Source organism: Halodesulfurarchaeum sp., assembly GCF_036626455.1.
In the GTDB taxonomy this organism is placed as follows: Archaea; Halobacteriota; Halobacteria; order Halobacteriales; family Halobacteriaceae; genus Halodesulfurarchaeum.
In genome coordinates, this window is the sequence record NZ_JAZKRK010000008.1 from 44,728 (window position 1) to 61,609 (window position 16,882).

Here is a 16,882-nt window from a genome sequence, read left to right on the forward strand (position 1 = left end):
CAGTAGAGTTGCAGGCGAAGTCGTTCATCGCGCAGGCGTGGGTTTATGTCCGAGAGGCCAGTGACCTGCACACGTGGCAGCCGAGTACGACCAGTTCTTCCCGAAGGCCACGCCCTACGAGCACCAGGCGGAGGCGATGGATGCCATCGCGGCCGCCCTCGAAGTGGGGCGCGATGTGGCTTTCGAGGGAGCGCCGGGAACCGGGAAAACTCTCGCCGCCCTCGCCCCGTCCCTGGCCTATGCACGAGAGCACGACAAGACCGTCGTCATCACGACGAACGTCCATCAGCAGATGCGACAGTTCACCGCCGAAGCCCGAGAAATACACGCGGAGACCCCGATCCGGAGCGCAGTGTTCAAAGGCAAGTCCTCGATGTGCCATATCGACGTTGGCTACGAGGAATGTCAAGTTTTGCGAGATACCACTCGGGATGTGGTTGACCTGGAAACCGAACTCGCAGAGTTGCGGGACAAGGAGCGCCGACTGCTCGACGACGCCCAGTCCGGTTCCGAATCCGCGGCCGAAAAACGCCAGTCGATCCTCCAAGAGATCGAAGCTGTCGAGGAACAGATCGAGGAGTTGGAGGACCAACACACCTGCAAGCACTACCGGGAGAATCTGACCCGTCCCGGCGACGAGTTCGTCTCCTGGCTGTTCGACGGCGTCCGGACGCCTGAAGAAGTGTACTCGTATGCCGAACAGCGGGGTGCCTGTGGCTACGAGCGACTGAAAGAGGGGCTCAATGGGGTGGAGTTGGTCGTGGCGAACTACCACCACCTCCTCGATCCGGCCATTCGCACCCAGTTCTTCCGATGGCTCGATCGAGACCCTGAGGACGTCATCGCGGTCTTCGACGAGGCCCACAACGTCGAGGACGCCGCCCGAGATCATGCAACGAGAACCCTCACCGAAAACACCCTCGAGGAAGCCTCAACCGAGGCCGAAGAGGTCGAGGACTCGCGGTCTGGGGGAGCGATTCGTATCTTCGATCCCTTCTGCGAAGCTCTCATCGAAACCTATGAGGCCTCCTTTGACTTCGGCGACCGGGAGGCGGTCGGGACGAACTGGGCAGACGTCCCAATTGCGAACGAAACCGGTCGCGACGACCTCACAGTAGCGTTTCTGAACCGATACGAGGGGCCGGACATCACGGCCGACCTGGAGGACGCGATCAAACTGGGCATCGTCCTCGACGAGGAGTACGAGACGGCCTACCGCGAAGGTGATGCGGACACCCGTCGCGAGTCACAGACACTCCAGGCCGCGGACTTCATCAAGCGCTACTTCGAGAAGGGCGAGGAAACCGGTCAGTACCCGACCCTTGGCGTTCGCCGGGACGAGGCGACCGGAGAAGTCTACGGGCGAGCGGAACTCTTCAACTGCATCCCGCGAGAGGTCACCGAATCGCTGTTCGAGGAGGTCCACTCGACAGTCCTCATGAGTGCCACGCTCCGGCCGTTCGACGTCCTGTCGGAGGTCCTCGGCCTTGCGGATCCCAAAGAACTGGCCTTTGGATTGACGTTCCCGGAAGCAAATCGCCGGACCTTCGCAGTGAACGTCCCACCGCTGTTTGCCAGTCGACGCGAGGACCCCGGCATCCAGGAGGTCGTCTCGAACACCCTTCGGGACATCGTTCGGTTCACGCCCGGGAACGCGCTGTTTTTCTTCCCAAGTTACGCGGAAGCAGCGCGGTATTACGACCATCTCGAGGACATCGATGGGTCGACGTTTCTCGACGAACCGGGAGTTCCCGTCGAGGAACGTCGCCAGAAGTTCGTCTCCCGGTCCGACGGGGTCATGTTCACATCGCTCTGGGGAACCCTCGCAGAAGGCGTGAGTTTCGATGGCGAAGATGCACAGTCAGTCGCAGTCGTGGGGGTTCCATATCCTCGCCTTGACGAGCGCTCGCAGGCGGTTCAGGACGCCTACGATGAGGTCTTTGGCGACCGCGAGGAAAACGCCGGCTGGCGATACGCGGTCGAGATTCCGACCGTCAGGAAGACCCGACAGGCCATCGGGCGGGTGATCCGCTCACCTGAGGAAATCGGCGTGCGGGCCCTCATCGACCGCCGCTATACCACCGCCTCCCGAACGCGGATGGCCGACTATTCGGTCAACACGGACTTTCCACCGGAGGAGCGGCGAGAACTCGTCGACGTCGAGCCGGAAAAACTGAAATACGCGATGTTGAACTTCTTCAGAGACCACGACGCCTGGGACGGTGAGGCCCCCCACCCCTGATCAGGCCGGGAGGGAGATCGATTCGACCCGTTCGGTGTGCACACTATCGTACAGTTCGAGCGTGTCGACTCGAAAGCGGACCGGCTCGATCTCCCGGTCCTGGACGGGGTCAGGTGCTGATTGGGGACCGCCCCGAGCCAGCGTCACGTGGGGGACGTAATTCGGGCCTTCCAGTGTCTCGACGGCTTCGAACTCCGCGACGAGGCGGTCGTGAATCCGGCTCAATCCCTCACCCTCGACTGCGAGGTAGGCCACCGGACTCGGCCCTTTCGGCGGGTCCCAAAACGTCTCGATCCCGGTGACCGCGGCCTCGAACGGTGGCGTTCCCTCGAGGGCCTCGCGTGCCCGTCGCGCCACGTGGAGGTACTCCCGGCGGTCAGTCGCCGGCAGGCGTTTGAGGACCAGCGTCCGGGTGCGGGCGGGTCGAATCCGATCGAAGCCACTGAGGGCGGGCCGGAGCTGACTCGCAAGCTCACGGATTTCGAGCGGCACCGGGACGTTGACGCTGTACACGGCTGTCCTACGTGAGTCCCGAATAAAAACCGCCGGAAATTCCGTCCTACAGCAAGTCCCGCAAAAGCCGAAGGGCGACCAGCGCCAGGACGACTACGATGAGCACTCCAGCCAGCAACCAGATGAGCCGGGTGATGACGCGGAACACCCAGCCAAAGACCAGAAATGCGATCACTGCAGCAGCTATCGCCAGGAGGACTTTCAGAACGGTCGATGTCTCAATTCCCGGAGTCTTCATCACATTCCGGTATGGGGAGGGGATACATAAGACCAGGGACGAGGGACGGTGCCGGGACGGTGCCAGAGGCTCGCGCGGAAAGAAGGATTCAAATACCCCGACTTGATAGAAACGGGTACAATGGTCCCCTCGACGTCACGGCAGCCGTCTCAGCCCGTGAGCCGGGGGTCTCTTTTCCACTCCTCCCGACGACGAGGGGGGTCTCTCTGACCCCAGACTCATCCACACCGACCTGATTCGTTTCGAACGCCACGCCTGACAGCCAGTCACCGACGTGGTGAACCACAACCCAAATCCACACCAATGTCACACAACACCGTCGCGCTCGCCTTCTCAGGGGGGCTCGACACGACCGTCACGGTACCGCTATTGAAAGAAGCGTACGGCTACGACGAGGTCATCGGCGTCACCGTCGACGTCGGCCAGCCCGAAAGCGAATTCGAGGAGGCCAAAGCCACTGCCGAGGCCCTCGACGTCGAACACTACATCGTCGATGCCACTGACGCCTTCGCCGACCTGCTCCTCGGCGCTGTCAAAGCAAACGCCACCTATCAGGGCTATCCGCTCGGGACCGCCCTGGCTCGCCCTATCATTGCGGCGACGATCCAGGCAGTCGCCGAGGACCACGACGCTGACGGCCTGGCCCACGGGTGCACCGGAAAGGGCAACGACCAGCTCCGGTTCGAAGCCGTTTGGCGCCAGTCCGACATGGATGTCATCGCACCAGTCCGCGAACGTAATCTGACACGCGAGTGGGAAATCGAGTACGCCGAAGAGCGGGGCCTACCCATCGACAGCGGCAACGAGGGCACCTGGTCGATCGACTCGAACCTCTGGAGCCGGTCGATCGAGGGCGGCCACCTCGAGGATCCCGGCTACGTCCCGCCCGAGGAGATCTACGAGTGGACCGAGGAACCGAGCGGCGTGACCGAACTCGTGGAAATCGAGTTTGACGAAGGGGTTCCAGTCGCCCTCGATGGGGAAACGATGGACCCAGTCGAACTCATCACCACCCTCAACGAGATGGCGGGGGCCCACGGCGTCGGCCGGACTGACATGATGGAGGACCGCATTCTGGGCCTGAAGGTCCGCGAGAACTACGAACACCCAGCGGCGACCACACTGCTCGCGGCCCATGAAGCCCTCGAATCCTTCGTCCTCACCGCTGAAACACTCGATTTCAAGGAATCCGTCGACGACATGTGGGCACAAAAGGCCTACCAGGGACTGCTCGCCTCACCGCTTGTTGACAGCCTCAACGCGTTCATCGACGATACCCAAACTGCGGTCACGGGCACCGTCACGATCAAATTCGAAGGCGGCCAGGCCCGCCCCGTCGCCCGCGAGAGCGACAACGCGGTCTACTCAGAGGCGGCGGCCTCGTTCAACACGGAGGGCATTACGGGGGACATCGAACAGGGCGACGCGACCGGGGTCGCGAAGTACCACGGGTTCCAGGATCGCCTCGCGGCCTCGATCCAGGCCTCGACGAACGTCGGGGATTTCGCGGCCGACGGACTCTCGACCGACGAGGAGTAACAAGACAATGACCGAGGACACATCGGAGCAGACGAGCGAAGACGCCCCAAGCGAGACCGACACCAACGAGGAGACTGTGGTTCGCCGTGATCGCTTCAGCGGCGGACCGGCGCGGGACTTCCTCTCCTCGATGGCCGCCGATGCACGGATTTTCGAGGCCGACGTAGCTGTCGATCGCGCCCACGTCGTCATGCTGGCCGAACAGGGGATCATCGATGACGAAACGGCCGGGTCGATCCTGACTGCATTAGACGATATCGAGGCAGCGGGCCACGGGGCACTCCCTGACGGCGAAGACGTGCACGAGGCCATCGAAACGGCAGTCATCGACTCGATCGGCCCGGAAGGGGGCCGGATGCACACGGGCCGGTCGCGCAACGACGAAGTGGCAGCCTGTCTCCGCTATCAGCTCCGCGCCGACCTGCTCGAAACGGTCGAAGCGGTACTCACGTTCCGCGAGGCACTCGTCGAGGTCGCCGATGAACACGTCGAAACGGTGATGCCCGGTTACACACACCTGCAACCGGCTCAGCCGACGACGGTAGCCCACTATCTGTTATCCTACGCGGGCGCGGCGGCGCGTGACACCGAGCGTCTGTTCGGGGCGATCGACCGCGTCAACCGCTCGCCGCTTGGGGCCGCGGCACTTGCGGGGACGCCGTTCGAGATTGACCGGGAGCGGACGGCCGAACTGCTTGGGTTCGACGGCCTTGTCGAGAACAGCATGGATGCGGTCGCTGGACGTGACGTCCTTCTCGAATCGATGGCTGCAATCGGCGGCCTCTCGGTCACGCTGTCGGGACTCGCAGAGGACTTGATCCTCTATGCAAACCGCGATTACGTGATTCTCGCCGACGAGTACTCCTCGACGTCGTCGATCATGCCCCAGAAAAAGAACCCGGACAGCCTGGAACTGGTCCGGGCGACCGCCGGGGATGCAGCCGGCGCGGTCCAGGGGCTGCTGACGACGATTTCGGGGCTCCCGCGGGCCTACAACCGTGATCTTCAGCGGGCGACCCCCCATGTCTGGGAGCCTATGGACGACGTGACAGAAGCCACCGGGGTTGCGGCCGGCGCCGTTGGCACGCTCACCTGGAACAAGTCGGTCCTCGAAACAGCGGCCAGCGAGGGCTTTTCGACGGCGACCGGGATCGCCGATCGACTCGCAATGAGCGGACTTCCGTTCCGCACCGCTCACGAGATCGTGTCGACAACCGCGGAAGCACTGGAAGACGTGGGGGAATTCGATGGGGGCGCCCCCGACCCGTCGGCAACGATCGACGCACTCGCCGAGGCGACCGAGGCGGTGACCGGGGACGACCTTTCGGCGTTCGTCGAGCGGGAGACGGTCGAAACGCTGCTGGACCCACACGAGAGTGTCGCGGCTCGCGATTCGCATGGCGGTCCAGCGCCGACCCAGGTGGCGGCGGCCCTCGAAGAAACGAAGCGGGCCATCGAAGCTGACCGGATCGACGCCGAAAAGCGCCAGGCGGCGAGCGACGCTGCCGAACAGGCACGCACGGAGGCCGTGAGCCAGTTCGAATGAACCGACACGATCGTCCAGGGATTCGATCTTCCCGATAGTCTGATACTATCATATCGAAACACCGAAAAACGAAGCGTCGATTCCGGGTAAATACGGGGTTTGACACGAGGAGCGGCCGGTGCAGATAGTATATGTATGCTGATAGGTTCGGAACGCTTAAGGGAATCAGTCGCGTACAAACTGGTGCTATGACAACGTGTCCTGAATGCGGGGCCGGACTCACCCTGCACGACTCGATCGAAGTCGGAGAGATCGTCGATTGCTCGACCTGCGGGACCGAACTCGAGGTCGTCGAGGAGAATCCACCGGTCCTCGACCTGGCCCCGGAGCTCGACGAGGACTGGGGGGAGTAACTGTGAAAGTCGGCCTCCTCTATTCGCGGATCCGAACCGACGAAAAGCTCCTACTCGAGGAGTTGCGGTCCCGTGGCCACGAAGTCAAAAAGATCGACGTTCGCGACCAGCAGTTCGGCCTGTCTGGATCGAGTGTCGACGCCGCAGAGCTTGATATCGTCGTCGACCGGTGTGTCGCCACCAGTCGCTCGATGTACGTCACGGAATTCTTCGATTCCTACGGGGTGCCGATCGTGAACCCGCCGGACGTGGCGAGCACCTGTTCGGACAAGGTCAAGACGAGTCTGGCCCTTGAGGAGGCCGGCATTCCGACGCCGGACACCCGGGTGGCGTTTACCCGCGAGGCAGCACTAGATGCGATCAAGGACTTTGGCTATCCGGTCGTGCTCAAACCGGTCGTCGGGTCGTGGGGCCGGCTGATGGCCCGCATCGAAGACGACCACGCCGCCGAGGCGATCCTTGAACACAAGGAGACCCTGGGCCACTACGAACACAAGATCTTCTACATTCAGGAGTTCGTGGACAAGCCGGGCCGGGATTTACGTGTGTTATCCCTGGACGGTGACCCGGTCGCCGGGATGATCCGGTCGGCCGATCACTGGATCACGAACGCCCATCGGGGCGCCGAAACCCGGGTCTTGGATATCAACGAGGAGATCGAGGACCTCGTCCGGCGGGCCAGTGACGCAGTCGGTGGCGGCCTGCTTGGAGTCGATCTCATGGAAACTGACGACGGATACACGATCCACGAGATCAATCACACGGTCGAGTACAAAGCCCTGGCCGACGTCGTCGACGTGGACATCGTCGGCGAAGTCGTCGATTGGCTTGAGGTAAAAGCCACAGCGAGCGACAACGGGGCCGCGAAGATGGCATTGTAGGCCGGGCCTTTTGTTGCGTTCGGGTGGTATTTGTATCGGGACCGTCTGAGTTGACCCGATGACAGATCTTTCGCTTTCAGGCCCCGTCCCGGACGAAGCCACGGATGGGGTCTGGCTCGCGTGTATCGAGTGTGGCGAAACGGTCGCGCCCTTCGAAGAACCGACCTACAAGTGTGCTAACTGTGGGTCGTTGCTCGAAGCCCGATACGAAGACTATCATGACCTTGACGCCTTCTCCGGTTCCGGGGTCTGGCGCTACGACGCCGCCATGCCGGTCGATGATGGCGTCACCATCCAGGAGGGAAACACCCCACTGTACGAGGCCCCGACTATCGAGGCCGAAACAGGCGTCGCCGACCTTCGTATCAAGCACGAGGGGATGAACCCGACCGGGAGTTTCAAAGACCGGGGAATGACCGTCGGGGTGCGGGTTGCTGAGCGGATCGGTGTCGGCCGGTTAGCCTGTGCGAGCACGGGGAACACCAGCGCCGCGCTGGCAGCATATGGCGCCCGGGCGGACAAGGAGACACTCGTGTTGCTCCCCGAAGGGAAGGTCGCCGAGGGGAAACTCGCCCAGGCGAGCCTCCACGGGGCGACGATGCTCGAGGTCGACGGGAACTTCGACGATTGTCTGGATATCGTCTCGGAACTGGCCGACAGGGGCGAGGTCTACCTCCTCAACTCGCTGAACCCGTTCCGACTCGAGGGCCAGAAAACCATCGGCCTCGAAATAATCGAGCAGTTCCTGGACCAGACCGGTGACGTGCCGGACCGCATCGTTCTTCCAGTGGGGAACGCTGGCAACACGGCCGCGCTCCACAAGGCGTTCCGCGAACTCGTCGAGGCGGAGGTACTCGAAGACGACGAGGTCCCAGTCCTGACTGGTGTCCAGGCCGCGGGCGCCGCTCCAATGGTGGAGGCGATTCAGGAGGGCAACGACACGGTCACCCGCTGGGAGGACGTGGAAACCCGGGCCACCGCAATTCGAATTGGGGAGCCGGTCAATGCCCCGAAGGCCATCCCCGCCATCAGACAGACCGGTGGGACCGCCGTCGCCGTCGAGGACGAGGAAATCACCCGGGCCCAGCGGGACCTTGCTGCGGACGGGATCGGTGTGGAGCCCGCGAGTGCCGCATCGGTGGCCGGGCTTCGGAAACTCCGAACAGCGGGGGAAATCGGGGCCGACGAACAGGTCGTCTGCCTCACGACCGGCCACCTGCTCAAGGACCCTGAGGCCGCCGCTGCAGCGGGAAGTGACCCACAGACAGTACCGAATTCGGTTTCGGCGGTTCTCGACGCAGCCGGCGATTAGGACGAAGCGCGCAGTTCCTGTGGCTCCCGGCTGGTTCGGTCACCGTCTAAAAAATCCGTGAGGGGGTCGATCACCGTCTCAGGTCGGGCGAGGAAGACGTCGTGCCCGTAATCATCGACGATCCGTTCGAATCGGACGGTGGCCCCAGCCTCTTCGAATGCGTCGGCAATTTCGCGCCCCTGTTCGACGGTGAACTGCCAGTCCCCGGTGTAGCTCAGGACGAACACCGAGCCGTCAAAATCCGATACGGCGTCTGCGGCGCTTGCGTGGCCGCTGGCGAGGTCGTACTCGTCCATGGCCCGGAGAAGATAGAGGTAGCTGTTGGCGTCGAACCGTTCGGTGAAGGTTTTCGCGTTGTAATCGAGGTAGGAGGCGATGTCCCGGTAGGAGAAAGCCTCGGCGGTCGGGTCCTCTAAACCGGCAAGCATTCGGTCTGCCGCCCGTCGACCGAAGCGGTTCTCCATCGAGTCTTTCGAGAGGTACTGGACGTGACCGATTCGACGGGCGAGGCCCAGGCCGTCCGTCGGCCCGGGACCGCCATAGTACTCCCCGCCCTGGTACTCCGGGTCCTGCGTGATCGCCCGGCGAGCAATGGAGTCAAACGCGAGGTTCTGGGTATCGACCCGCGGACCGGTTGCGATAGCGGCGATACGCTCGACACGATCCGGGTAGGTCCGGGCCCATTCGAGGGCGTTCATCCCACCGACGCTCCCACCGATGACCGCGTACAGCGTTTCGATGTCCAGTTCGTCGAGCAACCGCGCCTGGGCGCGCACCCAGTCAGTAATGGTGACAGGTGGGAAGTCCGGCCCGTAAGGCTCCCCGTCAGGCCCCATCGACGTTGGGCCAGTCGTCCCATAGCAGGACCCTGGGACATTCGCGACGATGACGAAAAATTCCTCGGTGTCGACGGCCCGACCGGGACCGACGACGTCGCTCCACCACCCGGCAGCCTGACCGTCGATTCCCTCGGGTCCCGGGCCGGTGACGTATTGGCTCCCCGTCAGCGCGTGCGCAACGAGGACAGGCGGGTTCGATGCGTCCCCGTATGTCTCGTAGGCCACATCGAGGTCGAGTGAGCCCCCACGCTCGAACTCGAAGTGACCGACGGACACCTTTCTGGTCGGCGGGGCCAGTGGACCGCCAGGGTTGGGGGGAGACTGCTTACCTGTCATGATTCACGTGCATAATCGGACTCTACTATATTACTGCTATGTAAGTTCGCGCTTGTAAGTGTTGCTATCACCGGGCGGTTCCACTCCCCCCGAGCACCGTTCACTACACCTCTCCCAGTCGGGCCGTGGGCTGAACCACGTTTTTGATTTGTAATCAGCACTCGAGTTCCCCTGACTCCCGAAAGTAAAACACTGGGCGCGTCCAACCCGACTATATGACTTCCCGGAACCCGCCGGACAACCCCTACATAGCCGACCCCAACCCGGACTTCACGCCCGTCGAGACCCTCTCCGAAACCGCAGCACGAGCCCAGGCGGAAACGCTCCGCGAAGCCATTCGGTATCACGACTACCGCTACTACGTCAAAGCGGACCCGGTCATCGCCGACCGGATCTACGACCAACTGTTTTCGCGCCTGCAGACACTGGAGGACGCCTTCGACCTGCAGACCCCCGATTCACCCACTCGCCGCGTCGGTGGCCAACCACTCGACGAGTTAGAGACCGTCGAGCACGTGGTCCCGATGCTCTCGATCGATGCAGGAGACGACGACGCGGCCGCCCGGGAGTTCGATACCCGGGTTCGCCGAACCGTCGACACCCCGGAATACGTCTGTGAACCGAAATTCGACGGGCTCTCCGTCGAGGTGATCTATCGGGAGGGAGTCTACGAACGGGCCGCAACACGGGGCGATGGTCAGGAGGGAGAGGACGTCACTGAAAACGTGGCGACGATTCCATCGGTCCCGCTCCGGCTTGCCGGTGATCCGCCTGCGTACCTCGCTATGCGAGGGGAGATCTACATTCCCCTGCCGGATTTTCACGACTACAACCGCGAGCGTGTCGAGCGCGGCGATGATGCATTCGCAAACCCCCGGAATGCAGCTGCTGGCACACTCCGCCAACTCGATCCATCGGTGACAGCTGAACGCCCCTTAGACTGGTTCGCTTACGACGTGCTCGCTGGGGGGTCGACCCGAGACGCATTCGATACAGCGGACGCTTCGAGCGGTCCAGACCCCGAGACTGGGCTCGAGACCCACGTCGACGAGCACCGACAACTCGAGGAGTGGGGCCTCCCAGTCACCGACCGTTTCCGGGTCATCTCGGACATCGAGGATGCCATCGAGTATCGCCACGACCTGCTGGACGCCCGCGAGGACCTTCCATACGAGATCGACGGAACCGTGTTCAAGGTCAACGATCGGACGGACTGTTCGGCGTTAGGCACGACCGCCCGGCACTACCGCTGGGCCTATGCCTACAAATTCCCGGCCAGGTCCGAGGAAACCCGGATCACTGACATTGTGATCCAAGTCGGGCGCACCGGGCGGCTCACTCCGGTTGCGCTGCTTGACCCGGTCGACGTAGGCGGGGTGACCGTTTCTCGGGCCACCCTGCACAACCAATCGGAAATCCACGATTTGGGCGTCAACCTCGGTGACAAGGTCCAGGTGCAGCGGGCCGGGGACGTCATTCCCTACGTCAACGACGTCGTTGAATCCCACTCGGAGAGCGTGTTCGAATTCCCCGAGACGTGTCCGGTCTGTGACAGCCCCGTCGAGCGAGACGGGCCACGCCATTTCTGCAGCGGCGGGCTCACCTGTGACGCGCAGTTGATCGGCAGCGTGGCGTACTTCGGGAGCGAGGACGGACTCGATATTGAGGGGCTCGGGGAGCAAACCGTCGAGGAATTCGTCCAGCGGGGATTGATCGGCCGAGATATCGCCGACCTCTATGACCTCACCGCCGACGATTTGCGAGCACTCGACGGGTGGGGCGACCGATCAGCCACCAATCTGATCGACGAACTCGAGGCGTCCACAGCACCGCCACTCCCGGATTTCCTCGCGGCGATTGGGATTCCCGGGGTAGGCCCCACGCTCGCGAGAGACCTGGCTCGACACTTCGAGACCCTCGACGCGGTCATGGAAGCCAGCGAATCCGAATTGCAAGCCGTCGAGGGAATCGGAGCCATCGTGGCCGGTCGAATTCGCGAGTTCTTCGAGAACGAGGGCAACAGTGCCGTCATCGAGCGGCTTCGAGAGCGGGGCGTCGGCCCACAGCCGATGACCGACTCGGGAGGCTCCCAGCTCGCCGGGCTCACGTTCGTTTTCACGGGAAGTGTCGAGGGGTGGACCCGCGATGAACTTCACGAACTCGTCGAATCTCATGGCGGATCGGCTACGAGTAGCGTCTCGGGCAACACGGACTATCTCGTCACCGGTGCGAACCCCGGACAATCAAAGCGTGATGCCGCAGCGGAACACGCTGTCGAAGCCCTCGAACCGGAAGCCTTCTTTGCAGAACTCGAACGCCGGGGAGTGACCGTCGAATAGCTCACTCGGGTACATTCAAAAGGGGCAGTCTCGAAGGAGATTGCGATGGGTGTCCAATCCCACGTGGATCAGTTGCTCTACGATGGCGAGACAGTCCTGGCCGATTCCAGGGGCCGCAAAGCGGGTGTCGTCGTGACGAGCCACCGGTTGCTCGTGTTTACCCCGGAAACCGATGGCAAGAACCTCCATACGCTAAACCGGCCGAACGTGACCGGACTCACGAAGGACGAGCGCGGCGAAGCCGGGTGGCTCTCCCCCGCGGCGAAGTGGCTCGGGTTTGGCATCGTCCTCACGATTGTCGGGGCACTCCTGGATCTCGATGGCGTCCTCGGATCTGTCTCGACTGACGGGACTACCGGGGCCGTGGGTGTCGGCTGGATCGGTGACCTCTTCGGGCTCTTCAACATGGCCTTCGGGCTCCTGGACGACCTCCTCTTCTTTGGGGGGCTGCTCTCGGTCATCGCCGGCATAGCACTCCTCGGGTGGTACTGGCAGAGTCGGTCCGAACTACTCACAGTCCAAATTGCTGGCAGCGATGATCTTGACGTGTCTGCAGTCGGCTTCGGCGCAGAATCGGTTCGGGCACTGCAGACGGCCATCGACCCCCGGGTAGCGGACGATTCAAAGCCGTCGAACCGATAACGGCGATATGGACGGGGCGGTGATTCGTGCGCGAGCAAACGACCTCTCCCAGGAGCCAGGCGTGTACCAGTTTCTTGCGGGCGAGCGCGTGCTCTACGTGGGGAAAGCCGTCGATTTGCGGGACCGGGTGCGGAGTTACGCCGACCCCAGAAGCGAGCGGGTGCGGGAGATGGTGCGGCGGGCGGAATCTATCGAGGTCGCTGTTACTGACACGGAAACACAGGCGCTGCTGCTCGAGGCGAACCTCATCAAACGCCATCAGCCGCGGTACAACGTTCGCCTCAAGGACGACAAGTCCTATCCGCTGGTCCAATTGACCGATCACCGGTTCCCCCGGATCGAGATCACCCGCGATCCTGGCTCGGGGGCGACCGCCTATGGGCCGTTTACCGACATGGGACAGCTCGAAGCCATCGTCAAAGCGGTCCGGGAGACCTACGGGTTGCGTGGCTGTTCCGATCACAAATTCTCGAACCGGGAGCGGCCTTGTCTCGACTTTGACATGGGCCTCTGTGCCGCCCCCTGTACCGGGGAGATCGATGCGGACGCCTATACCGAGCGAGTCGAGCGCGCCAAAGCCTTTTTCGAGGGGGAAACCGGCGCGCTGGCCGAACCGCTTTCTGCCGGGATGGACACGGCCGCTGGGGAACAGGCGTTCGAGCGGGCCGCCCATCTCCGGGATCGGCTCCAGACTGTCCGGGCCTTCCACGGAACAGGTGGGGACGCCGTCATCGATACCGACGGGACCCGAAGCGTGGACGTGCTCGGAGTCTCTATGGAAGGTGGGCAGGCCACCGTGGCACGCCTGCACAGCGAAGGTGGCAAACTCGTGGATCGGGAGCAATATCGGGTCGACGTGCCCGGAGATGGCGATGGCGTCCCAGCGATCCTGGCCGCGTTTGTCCCACAGTTCTACGCCGAACGCGAACTCCCGGATACGTTGTTACTCCCCCAATATCCCGATACCGGAAAGTTGCGCGATTGGCTGGAGGCCGAAGGTGTGTCGCTCCGGGTACCGGGAGCTGGCCGCGAGGCTCGGCTCGTGGACCTCGCGATGAAAAACGCGCACGAGGGACCGCGGGAGAGTGACGGGCATCGGATGCTCGCAGACGCACTGGACATCCCCGTTCCGACCCGGATCGAGGGGTACGATGTCAGTCACGCAAGCGGTCGTGATGTCGTCGGGAGCAACGTCGTCTTCGTCGATGGCCGGCCGAAGAAAGCCCACTATCGCCGGAAGAAGCTCACCGAGACGAACGACGACTATGCGAACATGGCCCAGTTACTCAGGTGGCGGGCGGGCCGCGCCGTCGAAGGCCGGGACAAGCGGCCGGACCCGGATCTCCTGGTAATCGATGGTGGCGGGGGGCAACTCGAGGCCGCTCGCGTTGCGGTCGATAGCCTTGGGTGGGACGTACCGATCGTCTCGCTGGCAAAATCCAAGGAGATCGTGCACACGCCGGACCGGCAGTTCGACTGGACGCATGACTCGGCCCACTTGCATTTGCTCCAGCGGGTGCGGGACGAAGCCCACCGGTTTGCCGTCCAATACCATCAAACGCTGCGCGATGACGTTTCGACCGTCCTGGAATCCGTCGACGGGATCGGCTCGACGCGCCGTCGACGGCTCTTGCGGCGGTTCGGGAGTGTGGACGGAGTCCGGAATGCGACCGAGTCAGAACTGCAGGACGTGCCGGGAATCGGGGCGGAGACAGCCAGGCAACTCGCACGGCGGTTGTGACCGCAATCGGGTTCGGTCACTCAGGTGTGGCTTCGAGTGTGACTTCGTGGATCTCGAGTGTCGGGTGCCCTTCGAACATTTCCCGAGGGGCGTCCGAATCGTGGGCCGTTTCGAAGGCCGCACTCTCGGTCCACGCCTCGAAATCGGACAGCGAGTCCCAGACGGTCATTGATACGAACGTGTTCGTGTCCTCCTCTGCCGGTCTGAGCAGTTGGAACTTCCGGAACCCGTCGCGGGTCTCCACATCACCTTCGCGGCTTTTGAACTGCTCGACGAAGTCGTGCTCGTAGCCCTCGGCGATCTCGAACCGGTTTTGCACGACGATCATACACACAGTCCCCGCGAAAACAGCCTAACAGTTGGGGTTCCAGCGAGTTACTCGACGGGAACCGTGTCGTCCTCGGGGGCCGGCTCGATCCCCGAATCCAGGTCGAACTCCCGTTGGAGGGTCCGGATGCGATCGCGGATGTCCGCTGCGAGTTCGAACTCCAGGTCCGCGGCGGCCGAGTCCATCCGGTCTTCGAGTTCGGTGATCAAGGCAGCGGCTTCCGATTCGTCGCTTGGGTCCATGTCAGAGATGGACTCCGTGGTTTCGCCCGAGCCAGGGAGGTCGATATCCCCGACTGGTTTCTCGATGGTCGTCGGCTCGACGTCGTGATTCGCGTTGAAGGTCCGCTGAATTTCGCGTCGGCGTCGTGTTTCATCGATTGCGGCTTCCATCGCGTCGGTCACCTCGTCGGCGTACAGGACGACTTCGCCGCCCAGGTTCCGGGCGGCCCGGCCCATCGTCTGAATGAGTGAGGTTCGAGACCGAAGGAAGCCCTGTCGATCGGCGTCGAGAATCGCGACGAGGGAGACTTCGGGGAGGTCCAGCCCTTCACGGAGTAGATTGATGCCGACGAGAACGTCGAACTCCCCGATGCGCAACCCTCTGATGAGTTCGTGCCGTTCGAGCGTGTCAGTCTCATCGTGCATGTACTCCACCGCGACTCCCGCCTCCTCGAGGTACTCCGTGAGGTCCTCGGCCATGCGTTTGGTGAGTGTCGTCACCAGGACCCGTTCATCGCGGTCGGTTCGCTCGTCGATCCGAGTGAGGAGGTCGTCGATCTGCTCCTCGGCTGATTCGATCTCGATGCCCGGGTCGAGGAGGTACGTGGGGCGAACGATCTGTTCGACCACCTGGCCCGAGACATCTCGTTCGTAATCGCTCGGTGTGGCGCTGACGTACAACATCCGGTCAGTCCGGTCTTCGAACTCCTCGAAGGTCAGCGGCCGATTGTCATAGGCTGTCGGGAGGCGGAAACCGTTATCCACCAACGACTCCTTGCGAGAGCGGTCCCCCGCGTGCTGGCCCTTGATCTGGGGCACCGACCGGTGGGACTCGTCGATGACAGTCAGGAAATCGTCGGGAAAGTAATCCAGCAGCGTGTAGGGCGCTTCGCCCCGTTCTCGATCCGAAAGATAGAGCGCGTAATTCTCGATTCCGGAACAGTAGCCGGTTTCCTGGAGCATCTCCAGATCGAAGGTCGTCCGCTCCTCGATGCGTTGGGCGGCGACCAAATCACCCTGGCGCTCGAAGTACCGCACCCGCTCTTCCATATCAGATTTGATCAGCTGGATGGCGTTTTCAAGACGCTCCTCCGGCATTGAGTAGTGTTCCGCTGGATGGACGAGGACCGCCGGTTCCTCGGACTTGACCGTTCCTTCGAGGGGGTCGAGTTTCGAGAGGCGATCTATCTCCGCACCCCAAAATTCCACACGAACGGCATACCGACCGTACATCGGGAAGATTTCCACGGTATCCCCCCGAACGCGGAAGGTCCCCTGGGTGAAATCGACGTCATTGCGCTCGTAGTTCAGGTCGACGAGCGCGGCCAGGAGGTCGTCCCGATTGATCCGCTCACCCTGTTCGAGTCGCAAGGCCATCTCCTCGTAGTTTGTCGGGTCACCCAGCCCGTAGATGGCCGAGACGGAGGCAACGACAATCACGTCGTCCCTGGTAAGCAGCGATCGAGTCGCGGAGTGCCGCAGTCGATCGATCTCCTCGTTGATCGAGGCATCCTTGTCGATGTAGGTGTCCGATTGCTCGACGTAGGCCTCGGGCTGGTAGTAATCGTAGTAGGAGACGAAGTACTCGACGGCGTTGTCCGGGAACAGCGTGGTAAACTCCTCGTAGAGTTGCGCGGCCAGGGTCTTGTTGTGGGCGATGACCAGGGTCGGCATGTCGATCTCCTCGACAACCCAGGAGACGGTGTTGGTCTTCCCGGAACCGGTCACCCCAAGCAGCGTCTGTTTGTCCATGCCGGACTCGAAACCTTCGACCAGTGCCTCGATGGCCTCCGATTGGTCGCCAGCGGGGTC

At 62.7% G+C, this 16,882-nt stretch carries 14 protein-coding genes; 9 read left to right on the forward strand and 5 right to left on the reverse strand.

Annotated features, from left to right (window positions below; all coding sequences use genetic code 11):
- Positions 1 to 73 precede the first annotated feature (73 nt).
- On the forward strand, positions 74 to 2,242 hold the full coding sequence (locus tag V5A26_RS04375; protein ID WP_332322233.1) for an ATP-dependent DNA helicase: 2,169 nt from the start codon (positions 74 to 76) through the stop codon (positions 2,240 to 2,242).
- On the opposite strand, the gene V5A26_RS04380 is transcribed toward V5A26_RS04375, so the two are convergent.
- Both V5A26_RS04380 and V5A26_RS04385 read right to left on the reverse strand, forming a co-directional pair.
- Positions 2,243 to 2,755, reverse strand: a complete 513-nt coding sequence (locus V5A26_RS04380) for a 2'-5' RNA ligase family protein (protein WP_332321263.1) — start codon at positions 2,753 to 2,755, stop codon at positions 2,243 to 2,245. It lies immediately after the preceding gene.
- 46 nt (positions 2,756 to 2,801) lie between these two features.
- Entirely contained in the window at positions 2,802 to 2,993 is a 192-nt protein-coding gene (locus tag V5A26_RS04385; RefSeq protein ID WP_332321262.1) for a hypothetical protein, read from the reverse strand.
- Positions 2,994 to 3,296: 303 nt separating this feature from the next.
- Here V5A26_RS04385 and V5A26_RS04390 point away from each other — a divergent pair, with 303 nt between their 5' ends.
- From V5A26_RS04390 to thrC, 5 genes are all read left to right on the forward strand, one after another.
- Positions 3,297 to 4,532 (forward strand): argininosuccinate synthase, encoded by a 1,236-nt coding sequence (locus V5A26_RS04390; protein ID WP_332321261.1) that lies wholly within the window; start codon positions 3,297 to 3,299, stop codon positions 4,530 to 4,532.
- A 7-nt stretch (positions 4,533 to 4,539) separates the two neighbouring features.
- Positions 4,540 to 6,078 carry an argininosuccinate lyase gene (gene argH, locus V5A26_RS04395; RefSeq protein ID WP_332321260.1) on the forward strand — a complete coding sequence of 513 codons (1,539 nt, stop codon included), beginning with the start codon at positions 4,540 to 4,542 and terminating at the stop codon, positions 6,076 to 6,078.
- A 188-nt stretch (positions 6,079 to 6,266) separates the two neighbouring features.
- Positions 6,267 to 6,431 (forward strand): lysine biosynthesis protein LysW, encoded by a 165-nt coding sequence (lysW, locus tag V5A26_RS04400; RefSeq protein WP_332321259.1) that lies wholly within the window; start codon positions 6,267 to 6,269, stop codon positions 6,429 to 6,431.
- A gap of 2 nt (positions 6,432 to 6,433) precedes the next feature.
- Entirely contained in the window at positions 6,434 to 7,312 is an 879-nt protein-coding gene (lysX, locus tag V5A26_RS04405) for a lysine biosynthesis protein LysX (RefSeq protein ID WP_332321258.1), read from the forward strand.
- A gap of 58 nt (positions 7,313 to 7,370) precedes the next feature.
- On the forward strand, positions 7,371 to 8,624 hold the full coding sequence (gene thrC / locus V5A26_RS04410; protein ID WP_332321257.1) for a threonine synthase: 1,254 nt from the start codon (positions 7,371 to 7,373) through the stop codon (positions 8,622 to 8,624).
- Here the strand turns inward: thrC and metX are convergent.
- Positions 8,621 to 9,739 (reverse strand): homoserine O-acetyltransferase MetX, encoded by a 1,119-nt coding sequence (gene metX, locus V5A26_RS04415; protein ID WP_332322234.1) that lies wholly within the window; start codon positions 9,737 to 9,739, stop codon positions 8,621 to 8,623. The two genes, thrC and metX, sit on opposite strands and share 4 nt — an antisense overlap.
- 275 nt (positions 9,740 to 10,014) lie before the next feature.
- On the opposite strand from metX, the gene ligA reads away from it, so the two are divergent.
- From ligA to V5A26_RS04430, 3 genes are read left to right on the forward strand one after another with little or no spacing between them, the layout of a single operon-like run.
- Positions 10,015 to 12,138 carry an NAD-dependent DNA ligase LigA gene (gene ligA / locus V5A26_RS04420; RefSeq protein ID WP_332322235.1) on the forward strand — a complete coding sequence of 708 codons (2,124 nt, stop codon included), beginning with the start codon at positions 10,015 to 10,017 and terminating at the stop codon, positions 12,136 to 12,138.
- Positions 12,139 to 12,183: 45 nt separating this feature from the next.
- Positions 12,184 to 12,780, forward strand: coding sequence for a hypothetical protein (locus V5A26_RS04425; RefSeq protein WP_332321254.1), 597 nt, complete (start codon positions 12,184 to 12,186; stop codon positions 12,778 to 12,780).
- A gap of 7 nt (positions 12,781 to 12,787) precedes the next feature.
- The gene (locus tag V5A26_RS04430) at positions 12,788 to 14,521 is read left to right on the forward strand and encodes an excinuclease ABC subunit C (RefSeq protein ID WP_332321253.1); all 1,734 of its coding nucleotides are present in this window, start codon (positions 12,788 to 12,790) and stop codon (positions 14,519 to 14,521) included.
- Between the two features lie 16 nt (positions 14,522 to 14,537).
- Here the strand turns inward: V5A26_RS04430 and V5A26_RS04435 are convergent, their stop codons facing one another.
- Positions 14,538 to 14,849 carry an antibiotic biosynthesis monooxygenase family protein gene (locus tag V5A26_RS04435; RefSeq protein ID WP_332321252.1) on the reverse strand — a complete coding sequence of 104 codons (312 nt, stop codon included), beginning with the start codon at positions 14,847 to 14,849 and terminating at the stop codon, positions 14,538 to 14,540.
- Positions 14,850 to 14,896: 47 nt separating this feature from the next.
- A partial coding sequence (gene uvrB, locus V5A26_RS04440; protein ID WP_332322236.1) for an excinuclease ABC subunit UvrB occupies positions 14,897 to 16,882 on the reverse strand: 1,986 nt, incomplete at its 5' end.